Origin of the sequence: Xanthomonas prunicola, from assembly GCF_025266575.1 — a bacterium.
Classification (GTDB): Bacteria; Pseudomonadota; Gammaproteobacteria; order Xanthomonadales; family Xanthomonadaceae; genus Xanthomonas; species Xanthomonas prunicola.
In genome coordinates, this window is record NZ_CP096142.1 from 3353438 (window position 1) to 3366314 (window position 12877).

Genomic DNA, 12877 nt, shown 5'->3' on the forward strand with positions numbered 1-12877 from the left:
ACGCTGCCGAGCTGCGCGGGCTGTTGTGACGTGCGATCAGCCCTTGAGCTTGGCGGCGAATTCGGCAACGCGCTTGCCGAACAGCTTGGCCGTTTCCAGATCGCCGCTGCGCGGTGCTTCGTCCGGCGATGCGTCCGACGGCGAAATCGCCAGCGCGCCGCCCCAACCGCCCGTCCAGTTCACGTCCTGCGGCCCGTGTGCCTTGGTGTTTGCTGGCGGCAGCCCGGTGCCCACCCAGATCTGGCCATGCTGCTGCGACAGGGTCCACAGATACTGGATGGTGGTGGCCTTGTCGCCGTTTGCCGAGGCCGAGTTGGTGAAACCGGCAGCGACCTTGTCCTGCCATGCCTGCGCAAACCACGGCTTGGAGCTGGCATCGGCAAACTTCTTGAACTGCCAGGCCGGGCCGCCCATGTAGGTGGGGCTGCCGTAGATGATGGCGTCGGCGGCACCGATCGCCTCCCAGGCGTCGTCGGGCAGGTTGCCGTCCTGGTCGATGCGGTACAGCGTGGCCTCGCCGACACTGGCGGCCCCTGCATGCACGGCTTCGGCCTGCTTGGCGGTGTGGCCGTAGCCGCTGAAATACACAATGGCGATCTTGCTCATGGACACTCCTGGTGAACGAGGAAGCGGATTGTGCGCATACCGATCACGACAGCAGAATGACCACGCACGGGACGAACTGTTGCCGCGGTTGTTTCCTCGGGCGTGTGAACGGTGATGCGCCTGCCGAGGTGGTGCGTGTGGCCGGGGTGCGCCTGCCTGCGTCACGTCATGCGCCAGCGATTGTAATCTCTGCGTCTGCGTCACTCGGCCTCGGCCTCGGCCTGCATAGACTGCTTGCCGACGAGCGACTTTGATTGCATGCACGTGCAGATGCGCGAGGTGTTTTTGGCATCGCCCGCAGCGCTCAACCGGGTCCGGGCTCGGCCATGCACTCGATCAGGTAATCGATGAAGCTGCGCACCTTCGGCGCCAGGTGGCTGCGACTGGTGTAGACCGCAAAGATGCCGATTTCACCAAGGGTGTATTCGGGAAGAATGCGCACCAGGCGCCCGGCGGCGAGATGCGGTTCGGCCAGGAAATCCGGCTGCATCACGATGCCCTGTCCTGCCAGCGCGGCAGCGTTCAGCACATGCCCGTTGTTGGCGCGCAGGCCGCCGTGTAGGCGCACATCGATAGCGCCTTCGGGGCCATGAAAGCGCACCTCATCGCCGCTGGGCGAGTAGTGGTAGAGCAAGCATTCGTGGCCGGCCAGATCGGATGGGTGCTGTGGCGTGCCCACACGCGCCAGATAGGCCGGCGATGCACACGGCAGTATCCGTACCTTGCCCAACTGCCGTGCGATCAGCATCGGCGCCGGTTGGCGAGTGATACGAAGGGCGACATCGAAGCCTTCTTCGACCATGTCGACCAGGCGGTCGGACAGCGACAGGTCCAGCTCCACCTGCGGGTAGCGCGCGCGAAATCCCGGCAGCAACGCGCCCAGACGCTCAATGCCATAACTCACCGGCGCATTCACCCGCAGCACGCCGGCCGGCTCCAACGCCTGCGCGCCAATGGTGGCTTCCAGGTCGTCCAGATCGGCGAGCAGTTGCAGGCAGCGCTGGTAGTACGCACTGCCGGCACTGGTCAGGCTGACCCGGCGGGTGGTGCGGTTGAGCAGACGGGTGCCGAGCCGCTGTTCGAGCGCAGCAACCTGACGGGTGACGCTGGCGGTGGAGCGGTCCAATGCATCGGCGGCGGCGCTGAAACCACTGCGCTCGGCCACGGCAGTGAACACGCGCATCGCATCGAGGGTATCCATGACAACTCCGATTATTTCATTTAGTGAAATAAATTATCTGAAGTGCGCGTATTTATCAGATTTTTTTAAGGAATAGGCTGTGGTGGTCCTCAACGGAGTCCATCCCATGACCACTGCCTTCGCAACTCCACGCACCGCCGCCTCCGGCACGGCCGTGCTGCGCATCAGCCTGGGCGTGCTGTTTCTGGTGCATGGTTTGACCAAACTAGTGGTCTTCACGCCAGCCGGCACTGTGGGGTATTTCCAGTCGCTCGGCCTGCCCGCTGCATTGGCGTATGTCAGCATGACGCTGGAACTGGGCCTCGGCGTGTCCTTGTTGCTGGGCATCTATGCGCGCTGGGTCGCGCTGCTGGGCGTGCCGCTGCTGCTGGGCACGATTGTGACGGTGCATGGTGCCAACGGGTTCGGTTTCTCCAACCCGGGCGGCGGCTGGGAATACCCGGCGCTGTGGGCGGTGTTGCTGATCGTGCAAGCCCTGCTCGGCGAAGGCGCGTGGGCGCTGAAGCCGGCGCGTTGAGGCTGCCTGTCGTTCTTCCGAGGAGTACGCCATGACCCGTTTGCCTTCCCTGTACATCTCGCACGGATCGCCGATGACTGCGCTGCAGCCAGGGCAGGTCGGCGAGCGGCTGGCCGACTTGCGGCGAGCATTGCCACGGCCGCGCGCGATCGTCGTTGCGTCCGCGCACTGGCTGGGCCGTCGCCCGCTGGTCAGCGGCGCGGCGCGGCCGCCCACCATCCATGACTTCGGCGGCTTTCCGGCGCCGCTGTACGAGCTGGAATATCCCGCGCCCGGCGAACCGGCGCTGGCGCAGCAGATCCTGCGCCGGCTGGAACAGGCCGGCCTGCATCCGCAGCTGGACCCGCAGCGCGGTTTCGATCATGGCGTGTGGGTGCCGCTGCGCCTGCTGTATCCGGCCGCCGACATTCCGGTGGTGTCGGTGTCGATCCAGCCCGAGCTTGGCCCGGCGCACCAGTTTGCGGTCGGCCGCGCGCTGGCGCCGCTGCGCGAGGACGGGGTGCTGGTAATCGGCTCGGGCAGCATCACCCATAACCTGCACGACTTCCGCCATGGCTACAGCGCCGAGCGCGAGGCGCCGTATGTGCGGCCCTTCATCGAGTGGACCGAGCGCAAACTGGTGGAGGACGACATCGCCGCGTTGCTGGACTATCGCCGGCAGGCACCGCATGCGGCACGGGCGCATCCCACCGACGAGCACCTGTTGCCGCTGTACGTGGCGATGGGCGCCGCCGGCGCCGACCGGCTCGGCGCACGGCGCATCGATGCCGGCATCGACGCGGGATTTCTGGCGATGGATATCTACCGGTTCGACGGCGATCCCGGTAATGATCGCGCGCTTGCGGGCCCGGCCGCCGCCTGAGCCCCGGCAGGCGCAGCACGCCTGCACCGTCGCTGTCATCGACGGTGCAGGCGGCATGCCGGCCCCGCAATCCCGAGGCACTGCCCAGCCGCCTGCAAGCCATGGCATGTGGCCAGTTACTGCCGCTGCAAGCCGCTGTGGTGCGGTGGCTACACCAGGCAAGATCCATGGCGATACGGCTTGGTACCTACGGCACACCGGCCGTAGCGAGGCATGCTGCCGACAAGCGCCGGCAGCGCAGCCAAAAGGCATGCTGCCGACAAGAGCCGGCAGCGCAGCGCTCTGAAGCATTCACGATGAGGTGCCGTGCAGTCTCATAGGCTGAGACGCCTTCACGACATGCTGCTTGCGTGAAAATCCTCGACAAACTCGCAGTGCTGGCCGATGCGGCCAAATACGACGCCTCCTGTGCCTCCAGCGGCGCCAACAAGCGTCATTCGCTGGGCACCGGCGGGATCGGTAGCACCGAGGGCATGGGCATCTGCCACTCGTACACGCCCGATGGCCGCTGCGTATCGCTGTTGAAGATCCTGCTCACCAATTTCTGCGTGTTCGATTGCGCGTATTGCGTCAACCGCGTGTCCAGCAACGTGCGCCGTGCGCGCTTCACGCCGGAAGAAGTGGTCACGCTCACGCTGGACTTCTACAAGCGCAATTACATCGAAGGCCTGTTCCTGTCCAGCGGCATCATCCGCAACTCCGACTACACCATGGAGCAACTGGTGGAAGTGGCGCGGCAGTTGCGCGAGGTGCACCATTTCGCCGGCTATATCCATCTGAAGACCATTCCCGATGCGACGCCGGAATTGCTGGCCGCAGCCGGGCGTTACGCCGATCGCCTGAGCATCAACGTAGAGTTGCCCACCGAGCAGGGCCTGACGCTGCTGGCACCGGAAAAAAGCGTGGGCGGCATCCGCTCGGCAATGGGCGAGCTGCGTTGGCGTATCGAAGAAAATCAGCTCGAACGCAAGGCCGAAACGGTGCGCCGTGCCAAGCCGCCGCGCTTTGCACCGGCCGGGCAGAGCACGCAGATGATCGTCGGCGCCGACGATGCCAACGACCGCAGCATTCTGGATACCAGCCACAATCTCTACGGCAATTACCGCATGCGCCGGGTGTACTACTCGGCCTTCAGCCCGATCCCGGATGCCTCATCCAAATTGCCGCTGCAGGCACCGCCGCTACAACGCGAGCACCGGTTGTATCAGGCCGACTGGTTATTGCGCTTCTACGCGTTCAGCGTGGAAGAAATTGCGCCGGCGCAATCCAGTGGCATGCTCGATCTGGACGTGGATCCCAAGCTGGCTTGGGCATTGCGCAACCCGGAGCGATTCCCGGTGGATTTGAATGCGGCGCCACGCGAGATGCTGCTGCGGGTGCCGGGCCTGGGCACGCACAACGTGGAGCGTTTATTGCTGTCGCGACGGCATGCGCGGTTGCGCATCGGCGATCTGGCGCGGCTGCGCGTACCGATGAAAAAACTGCTCCCGTTCGTGAGTGTGCTCGATCACCATCCGCGGCAACGGCTGGACGACCCGGTCAGGTTGCGTGCGCAGTTGGCGCCAGCGCCTAGGCAGGCGAGCCTGTTCGACTGATTGTGCGCACCCATGCGCCGGTGCCTGCTCCTTCTTAGCTTGAAAGCAGCGCTGTTGCATCCTTCTCGCCTCGGAACATTGCCCCTTCATCGGGAGAAGGGGCCCGAAGGGCGGGTGAGGCTACGGCCCCCGCAGCGGTGTTGATCAACGTCAGTCCTGACACGAACGGTACAAGCTTTTGCAAATTCCCACTCCCCAATCCCATTCAACGAGCTTCCAATCCTTCCTGCCCAGCTAACGTGCAGGCTGGCAAACGGCCGTGCGCGGCCGTGCGCATCGCAAGCGTGCGGCGGAACCCACACCAGATAGGTCAACGATGTTCAGTGCTGAGGTGGAACCACCGTGGAGTTTTGACGCGTGGCGTGCGTTGGCACGAGCGGGGTGGTGCGCGCAGGTCGAGCCGGATGATGTGGCCTGGAACGGTGGTGCGCAGGGCGGGCTGTTAATGGGGCAAGGGCTGCTGGAGCTGCCGGCCCTGGTGCCGCCACCGCGCGTCTCGGCAGAGTTCATGCAGTTGGCGGCATCGGTGCTGTGTCACCGCGATGCGCAGCGTCATGCCGTGCTGTACCGGTTGTTGTGGCGCGTTGCCGCCGGCGAGAAGGCATTGCTGGAACGCGCCACCGATGTGGATGTGCACCGGCTACGGCAATGGCAGAAGGCAGTGCAGCGCGATACGCACAAGATGAAGGCCTTCGTGCGCTTCCGCCGCTTGCCTGGTGAAGAGGAGGACTTCGTTGCCTGGTTCGAGCCCGAGCACTGGATTGTGGACCGGGTGGCCCCGTTTTTCGCGCGTCGTTTCGCCGGCATGCGCTGGGCGATCTTGACCCCGTACCGCAGCGTGCGCTGGGATGGCGAGGCGTTGAGCTTCGGCGAAGGAGCGGTGCGCACGCAGGTACCGGCCGACGATGCGCAGGAAGCACTGTGGCGCACCTATTACGCCCATATCTTCAATCCGGCGCGGCTCAACCCGACCATGATGCGGCAGGAAATGCCGCAGAAATATTGGAAGAACCTGCCCGAAGCCGCATTGCTGCCGGAACTGATCCGCGAAGCCGGCGTGCGCGTGCGCGAGATGGCCGAGCGCGTGCCTGAGCCGGTACGGCGCCGCGTGCCGGCGACGCCTGCGCCACTGCCGGACGTGGCAACCCAAAGCCTGGCGCAGTTACGCAGCGCTGCACGGGAGTGCCGGCGCTGCGAACTGTGGCAACCGGCGACGCAGACGGTATTCGGCGAAGGGCCCGACGATGCATCGGTGATGGTGATCGGCGAACAGCCGGGCGATGAAGAGGATTTGAGCGGCCGCCCGTTTGTCGGGCCGGCAGGGCGCCTGTTCAACATGGCGCTGGGTGAGCTGGGTGTCGATCGCGAGAAGTTCTACGTCACCAATGCGGTCAAGCATTTCCGTTTCGAACAACGCGGTAAACGGCGGTTGCACCGCAATCCGGAGCGTGCGCACGTGCAGGCATGCAGCGGGTGGTTGCAGGCCGAACGGGCGCAATTGCGTCCAGCGCAGATCGTCTGCCTGGGTGCGACTGCGGCACAGGCGGTGCTGGGAAGCAGCTTCCGATTGATGCAGGAACGCGGGCAGTGGCAGCGCCTGGACGATGGGACGCCGGTCTTGACCACCGTGCATCCATCCTGGGTGTTGCGGCAGCCATCGACGGATGCGCGCGAAGAAGGCTATCGCGGATTTGTCGAAGATCTGCGTCAGTTGCTGGACCCGCCGCAGGCGCTGGAACGATCTCTGGACAGAGAACGGTAACGTGCGAGACGGGCAAAAAAATACGCGTGCAAGGGCACGCGCACGGTGTCGGAGAATCAGGACACCAAGCGGAGCCACCGGCACGCCGGTGACTCCCTCACCGCCGCTTCGCGGTTGGGTGACGGTTGCTGAGACTGACTCCAGCAACGCGCAGCATGGTTGAACGACGTCTTGCATGCACCTGCGTGCTAGCGGATGCACGGCAGATCCATTACATGCATGCGCCGATCAGCAGTAGCGAACGGGACATGCCGGGCAGTTGTCAGGCGTTGCGTCATAGGCGACCGACATCGGCATGGATGAGACGTCTTCTATGTCGATGTCGAACACCGTCTACGGTTGCACGACGGTTGTGCGACGGATTGCCAACCGCTCCAGCTAGCGCTTGCCGATGCGATCACGCTCCTGCATAAAAACCCCTGCGCCATTGGCGGAAAAGCCGCATTCCGCCGATGGCGCATGCACGCGTCAGCAACGACGCATCGCAGTGCGGGTGAAGGCAATTACGGCATCAACACCTTGTCCACCACGTGGATCACGCCATTGCGCTGCATGACATCGGCAATGGTGACAGTGGCGGTATTGCCCTTGACGTCGGTAATGGTGACCTTCTTGCCATTGAGCTTTGCGGTAAGCGGTTCGCCCTGCACGGTGGTCAGCGTGGCGCTACCGCCGCCGGCCTTGATCTTGGCGATCAGCGAGGCGGCATCCACCTTGCCCGGTACCACGTGATAGGTCAGCACCTTGGTCAGCGTCGCCTTGGATTCGGGCTTCAACAAGGTATCGACAGTGCCGGCCGGCAGCGCCGAGAAGGCCGCATTGGTCGGTGCGAACACCGTGAACGGGCCCGGGCCCTTCAGCGTGTCGACCAGGCCGGCGGCTTTGACGGCAGCCACCAGCGTGGTGTGGTCCTTGGAGTTGACCGCGTTGTCCACAATGTCCTTGGTCACCAGCATCGGCGCGCCGCCAACCATCGGATTGGACGCAGCGTAGGCGGGGGAGATGGCGCTGGTCAGGGCAATGGCGGTAGCAACGGCAAGCGACTGGAATGAAGTCTTCATGAGGCATCGATCCTTTGGGTGAGCGATTACCCGGATGGCAATCGTGGATCTGGATACGCGGCCAACTGCAGCGCGGATGCATCACGCAGTTTTTACATGAAGATGCTGCGCCGCCACGGCACCGCATCTCCGTTGTCGCCTCGCCCATGGTTGAGTCTGTTCGATCAGCGACCTCGGTGCAGGCCGAGCGATCGTGTTGAAAACGCGACGGTGCGACTGCACTGCACTGCAGGCGATGCGCGATCAGACCGTTATCAGGCCCAGCGTCGTCGTCGCCAGTGTCACGACCGCCCAAAGCGGCACGAATGTTCGCCATTGGCAGAAGCGACGCCGGCCAGTGCCGTTATTGTCCATACCATTGCGTGATCACCAGTTCTCAAGGCTGTAGAACATGAAGTCCAAAAAGAGTGAGTTCAATCGATTGGTACTGCCGACAGTGTTGGTGGCAGGCACGCTGGCGTCATTCGGTAGTGCACAGGCATCCGGTAGTGCACAGGCATCCGGTAGTGCACAGGCATCCGGTAGTGCACAGGCATCGGCCATCACGCCAACGCACGCGTTAGCAGCGGCCGCTGCTGTCCCTGCGCGTGACATCTATCGACCAGGGCAGAAGTGGATTGTCCCGGGGGAGTGGGAATTCACCGTTGATTCCGCGCGCGTAGCCAGGGTGAACATTCCCAACCATGGCGGCGGCTCCTGGGTGCCCACGCAAGTGATCGTGCTGAGCTACAGCTACAAGAACATCGGATTCGACGATAGCGCCAACTTCAAGGACGGCGGCCCGTCGACACTGGCGTTTTCGAAAGCGCATATCGAGGTGTTCGACGCCAACGATGCGGACAACGGCGGCGCAGGCAATTACCCGGTGCGCATCAAGCTCGTCGAAGACGCTGACGGTCAGAAGCCCGGGCAGGAGATGGTGGGCGCGCAATGGCCTTACGCCTTCAAGAAGAAGGTCAAGGCGGTTAAGGTGACAGTGAGGCACTACGATTCCAGGCTGAAACTGCATGAAGCGAGCTTCCTGGTCCCGGTCGGGGGCGTCCGGCAATCGAAGCCGCACGCGAACAAGCACGTTCACCACAGCTGATCTGCGTTCGGCAGATCTGCGCTAGCATGCCGCCGGCATGTCCGACAGCGCGAGCGATCACAGTGCCGGCTGCTCTCGACGGCAGGTGAGGTCCGCGCGATCGAGTGACTGCTGGCCTTGGCGATGGATCCATCGCCTGCCCGCCGCCCGCATGCGCATTGCGGGCCTGTTGCATCGCTACGATGGTGCTGCGGTTGCTCGTGCTGTGGGCAATCCATATTGACGAAGCACGGCCGCCTCTTCGTCTCGGCCAGTCCATCCGGCAGCCATAGTGTCTGATCGACAGACACCCGCCACAGCGCTACCCCACCACACCGCTGCGGCGGTCACCGCACAGGACCGCGCCCAGGCCCAGGTGGTGCGGTGGTTTCATCACCGGTTGCAAACCGGTATGTTCCCGTCGGTGCGTTGTTGTGCGTCGCAAGACGATGCCGCACGTGTTGCCGTCTCTTCTTCCCGGGTTTTTATGCATTCGATCGATGTCGTCCTCGCCATGTTGCTGGCGGTCGCGGCCAGCGGTTATCTCATCCGCATCCTGCCGTTCTCGCTGCCGCTGCCGCTGGTCCAGATCGCGCTAGGCGCGGTGGTCTCCGGCGTGTTCGATGCGGGGCACGAACTGGAGCCGGAGCTGTTCTTCCTGTTGTTCCTGCCGCCGCTGCTGTTCCTGGATGGCTGGCGCATTCCCAAGCAAGGCCTGTTCCGCGACAAGGCGGCGATTCTGGAGCTGGCGTTGGGGCTGGTGATCTTCACTGTCGTCGGCGCCGGCTTTTTCATTCATTGGCTGATTCCGGCGATGCCGCTGGCAGTGGCGTTCGCGCTGGCGGCGATCATTTCGCCGACCGACCCGGTGGCGGTGTCGTCGATCGCCTCCAAGGTGTCGATCCCCAAGCGCCTGATGCACATTCTGGAAGGCGAGTCGCTGCTCAATGACGCCTCCGGCCTGGTCTGTTTCCAGTTCGCGGTGGCGGCAGTGTTGACCGGCACGTTCTCGGTCGCGGCCGCTTCGCTGACCTTCCTGTGGGTGGCGCTGGCCGGTCTGGCCTTGGGCGTGGCGACGACCTTCGGGTTGAGCCGCATCCAGGCCTGGATCTGGCGGCATTTCGGCGAGGAGCCCGGTTCGGCGATCCTGGTCAACCTGCTCACTCCATTCGCTGCGTATCTGCTGGCTGAAGCCTTCCATGCCTCGGGCATCCTGGCCGCGGTGGCCGCCGGCATCACCATGAGTTACGTGGAAATGGCCGGTAATGCGCCGGGCAATATGCGCCTGCAGCGTTCGGCGGTGTGGGACACGGTGCAGTTCACCTTCAACGGCATCATCTTCGTGCTGCTGGGCGAGCAGTTGCCGGGCATCCTGGACGGCGCCGTGCGCAGCGTGCAGGAGGCAGGTCACCTCAATCCGTGGTGGCTGGCGGTGTATGTGGCGACCATCAGTGCCAGCTTGATGGCGTTGCGCTTCGTGTGGGTGTTCCTGTCGCTGCGCTGGAATATCTTCAAGGCGCAGCGACGCGGCGAGGCGCATGTCAGCCCGCCGTGGCGGATCGTGGTGGCGGTGTCGCTGGCCGGCGTGCGCGGTGCGATCACCCTGGCAGGCGTGCTCACGCTGCCCTTGATGCTGGAGGACGGCTCGCCATTCCCGGCCCGTCAATTGGCGATCTTCCTGGCTGCCTCGGTCATTCTGGTGTCGTTGCTGGTGGCCAGCATCGCGTTGCCGCGCCTGTTGCGCGGGTTGGAATTGCCGGAAGAAGAAGACGAGCAGCTCAAGGAAGACCTGGCAGTGAAATCTGCTTCGCAGGCAGCGCTGGATGCAGTGGAAAAACTGCGGCAGCGGCTGGTCGATGGCAGCAAACATGCCGAGCGCTACAACGCAGCAGCCAACCAGGTCAGTCAGCGCTATCAGCGCAAGCTCGGCGCGGTGGACATGGCCGAGACCGATCCGGAAGAGGCGGTTGCCTACGAAAAGGCGCTGCGGCAGTTCCGGCATGCGGCATTGGTGGCCGAGCGCAACGAGTTGTTCAAGCTGGCGCGGCGCCGCGAAATTTCCGACGAGCTGTCGCGGCGGCTGGTGCGCAATCTGGATCTGATCGAGTCGCGCAAGCGTGCGTGAGCGCGCCCAGGCGCGTGGGACTCGGGATTCGGGACTGGGGAATCGTCACCGCAACCGCATGCTTGGTGCGTGAGGGTGTCCGAGCGCGCTTGCGCGCGACGGCGTTTTCGTCGTGACGCCCATCATGCGCAGGCGCATTTCCGCTGACCTGCGTATTGGCTCGCCCACATCCGCGGCGGGTATCGGGAGACACCATCCCATCTTACCCACTCCCATCGTCACGGCGCACCGCCTACCCTGTGGCGCTTATCGTCTTTCGTATCAGACCCATGACTTCGATCGTTTCCATCCAGGGCTTGAGCAAGACCTACGCCGGCGGTTTCCAGGCGCTCAAACAGGTGGATCTTGAAATCCAGCGCGGCGAGATCTTCGCGTTGCTCGGCCCCAACGGCGCCGGCAAGACCACCTTGATCAGCATCGTTTGCGGCTTGATCAACCCCAGCACCGGTACGGTGTTGGCCGACGGGCACGACATCGTGCGCGACTACCGCGCCGCGCGTGCCAGCATCGGCCTGGTGCCGCAGGAACTGGCTACCGACGCGTTCGAAACGGTGTGGGCCACGGTGCGTTTCAGTCGCGGCCTGTTCGGCAAGCCGGCCAATGCGGCGTATCTGGAAACGGTGCTGCGCGAGCTCTCGCTGTGGGACAAGCGCCACAACAAGATTTCCACGCTGTCCGGCGGTATGAAGCGGCGCGTGCTGATCGCCAAGGCGCTCGCCCACGAGCCGCGTATTCTGTTTCTGGACGAGCCCACTGCCGGTGTGGACGTGGAGCTGCGACACGACATGTGGCAGATGGTGCGGCGGCTGCGCGAACAGGGCACCACCATCATTTTGACCACCCATTACATCGAGGAAGCCGAAGACATGGCCGACCGCGTCGGTGTGATCAACCGTGGCGAACTGGTGCTGGTGGAAGACAAGCACACGCTGATGCGCAAGCTCGGCAAGAAGCAGCTCACGCTGAGCCTGCAGGCGCCGTTGCAGGCGCTGCCCGCCGCGCTGGCCGATCTGCCGCTGGAGTTGGCTGCCGATGGCAATAGTGTGATCTACACCTTCGACACCCAGGCCGAGCAGACCGGCATCGGTGCGTTGCTGCGCCGGCTCAACGAGCAGGGCATCGATTTCAAGGACCTGCATTCCAGCGAGAGTTCGCTGGAAGAGATCTTCGTCAACCTGGTGCATGGCGCACGTCAACAGGAGGTGCGCGCATGAACGTGCATGCGATTGCGGCGATCTACCGGTTCGAAATGGCGCGTGCGTTCCGCACCTTGACCCAATCGATCGCCTCGCCGGTGTTGTCGACTTCGCTGTACTTCGTGGTGTTCGGTGCGGCGATCGGTTCGCGCATGGGCGATATCGACGGCATCAGCTATGGCGCTTTCATCATTCCCGGTCTGGTGATGTTGTCCTTGCTCAACGAGAGCATCTCCAACGCGTCGTTCGGCATTTACATGCCGCGCTGGGCGGGCACCATTTACGAGGTACTGTCCGCGCCGGTGGCGTGGTGGGAGATCGTGATCGGCTACGTAGGCGCGGCGGCGACCAAGTCGGTGATGCTGGGATTGCTGATCCTGCTCACCGCGCGGCTGTTCGTGCCGTACGAGATCGCGCACCCGGTCTGGATGCTGGGCTTCCTGGTGCTCACCGCGCTGACCTTCAGCCTGTTCGGTTTCATCATCGGCATCTGGGCCGACGGCTTCGAAAAATTGCAGGTGATCCCGCTGATGGTGGTGACGCCGCTGACCTTCCTGGGCGGTAGTTTTTACTCGATCAACATGTTGCCGCCGTTGTGGCAGAAGGTCACGCTGTTCAACCCGGTGGTGTATCTGATCAGCGGGTTCCGCTGGAGTTTCTATGGCAAGGCCGACGTGCATATCGCGGTGAGCACCGGCATGACGTTCTTGTTCCTGCTGGTGTGCCTGGGCGTAGTGGCGGCGATCTTCCGCAGCGGCTACCGGCTCAAGGCCTGAGTCGCGCCGATTCCGGTACCGCCGGAAGCGTGCGTTGTCGCGCGGCGTGCTGACCAGCGCCGCGATCGACGGCGCTGGATGGCATCGGCGCAGTGGCTGCGCTGGTGCGA

The 12877-nt window shown here is 63.9% G+C and carries 11 protein-coding genes; 8 read left to right on the plus strand and 3 right to left on the minus strand.

What is annotated here, in order from left to right; genetic code table 11:
* Positions 1-36: 36 nt before the first annotated feature.
* Positions 37-606 (minus strand): flavodoxin family protein, encoded by a 570-nt coding sequence (locus M0D43_RS14335; protein WP_101362236.1) that lies wholly within the window; start codon positions 604-606, stop codon positions 37-39.
* Positions 607-910: 304 nt separating this feature from the next.
* Positions 911-1807, minus strand: a complete 897-nt coding sequence (locus tag M0D43_RS14340; protein ID WP_252161932.1) for a LysR family transcriptional regulator — start codon at positions 1805-1807, stop codon at positions 911-913.
* 106 nt (positions 1808-1913) lie between these two features.
* On the opposite strand from M0D43_RS14340, the gene M0D43_RS14345 reads away from it, so the two are divergent.
* The 4 genes from M0D43_RS14345 to M0D43_RS14360 all read left to right on the plus strand — a co-directional run bounded on the left by M0D43_RS14345 (position 1914) and on the right by M0D43_RS14360 (position 6543).
* The gene (locus M0D43_RS14345; protein ID WP_252161933.1) at positions 1914-2324 is read left to right on the plus strand and encodes a DoxX family protein; all 411 of its coding nucleotides are present in this window, start codon (positions 1914-1916) and stop codon (positions 2322-2324) included.
* A 31-nt stretch (positions 2325-2355) separates the two neighbouring features.
* Positions 2356-3186, plus strand: coding sequence for a dioxygenase family protein (locus tag M0D43_RS14350; protein WP_252161934.1), 831 nt, complete (start codon positions 2356-2358; stop codon positions 3184-3186).
* A gap of 350 nt (positions 3187-3536) precedes the next feature.
* Positions 3537-4781, plus strand: a complete 1245-nt coding sequence (locus M0D43_RS14355; RefSeq protein WP_252161935.1) for a putative DNA modification/repair radical SAM protein — start codon at positions 3537-3539, stop codon at positions 4779-4781.
* A 316-nt stretch (positions 4782-5097) separates the two neighbouring features.
* On the plus strand, positions 5098-6543 hold the full coding sequence (locus M0D43_RS14360) for a UdgX family uracil-DNA binding protein (protein WP_252161936.1): 1446 nt from the start codon (positions 5098-5100) through the stop codon (positions 6541-6543).
* Between the two features lie 503 nt (positions 6544-7046).
* Here the strand turns inward: M0D43_RS14360 and M0D43_RS14365 are convergent.
* A complete protein-coding gene (locus tag M0D43_RS14365; protein WP_252161937.1) occupies positions 7047-7604 on the minus strand; it encodes a fasciclin domain-containing protein in 558 nt (185 codons plus the stop codon).
* Positions 7605-8271: 667 nt separating this feature from the next.
* Between M0D43_RS14365 and M0D43_RS14370 the strand changes: the two genes are divergently transcribed.
* From M0D43_RS14370 to M0D43_RS14385, 4 genes are all read left to right on the plus strand, one after another.
* On the plus strand, positions 8272-8691 hold the full coding sequence (locus M0D43_RS14370) for a hypothetical protein (RefSeq protein ID WP_260807293.1): 420 nt from the start codon (positions 8272-8274) through the stop codon (positions 8689-8691).
* A gap of 466 nt (positions 8692-9157) precedes the next feature.
* Positions 9158-10795: a Na+/H+ antiporter gene (locus M0D43_RS14375; protein WP_101362230.1), complete on the plus strand. Its 1638-nt coding sequence runs from the start codon at positions 9158-9160 to the stop codon at positions 10793-10795.
* Positions 10796-11064: 269 nt separating this feature from the next.
* Complete coding sequence (locus M0D43_RS14380) at positions 11065-12009, plus strand: ABC transporter ATP-binding protein (RefSeq protein WP_252161939.1); 945 nt, start codon at positions 11065-11067, stop codon at positions 12007-12009.
* Positions 12006-12767: an ABC transporter permease gene (locus M0D43_RS14385; RefSeq protein ID WP_252161940.1), complete on the plus strand. Its 762-nt coding sequence runs from the start codon at positions 12006-12008 to the stop codon at positions 12765-12767. The genes M0D43_RS14380 and M0D43_RS14385 overlap by 4 nt, the downstream gene beginning before the upstream one ends.
* The last annotated feature ends 110 nt before the right edge of the window (positions 12768-12877 follow it).

What these genes read in the sequence shown, in the direction of transcription:
- M0D43_RS14350 (WP_252161934.1), top strand. Translation starts at nt 2,356, where the DNA reads ATGACCCGTTTGCCTTCCCTGTACATCTCGCACGGATCGCCGATGACT.
- M0D43_RS14365 (WP_252161937.1), bottom strand. Translation starts at nt 7,604, where the DNA reads ATGAAGACTTCATTCCAGTCGCTTGCCGTTGCTACCGCCATTGCCCTG.
- M0D43_RS14380 (WP_252161939.1), top strand. Translation starts at nt 11,065, where the DNA reads ATGACTTCGATCGTTTCCATCCAGGGCTTGAGCAAGACCTACGCCGGC.
- M0D43_RS14360 (WP_252161936.1), top strand. Translation starts at nt 5,098, where the DNA reads ATGTTCAGTGCTGAGGTGGAACCACCGTGGAGTTTTGACGCGTGGCGT.
- M0D43_RS14340 (WP_252161932.1), bottom strand. Translation starts at nt 1,807, where the DNA reads ATGGATACCCTCGATGCGATGCGCGTGTTCACTGCCGTGGCCGAGCGC.
- M0D43_RS14375 (WP_101362230.1), top strand. Translation starts at nt 9,158, where the DNA reads ATGCATTCGATCGATGTCGTCCTCGCCATGTTGCTGGCGGTCGCGGCC.
- M0D43_RS14345 (WP_252161933.1), top strand. Translation starts at nt 1,914, where the DNA reads ATGACCACTGCCTTCGCAACTCCACGCACCGCCGCCTCCGGCACGGCC.
- M0D43_RS14335 (WP_101362236.1), bottom strand. Translation starts at nt 606, where the DNA reads ATGAGCAAGATCGCCATTGTGTATTTCAGCGGCTACGGCCACACCGCC.
- M0D43_RS14385 (WP_252161940.1), top strand. Translation starts at nt 12,006, where the DNA reads ATGAACGTGCATGCGATTGCGGCGATCTACCGGTTCGAAATGGCGCGT.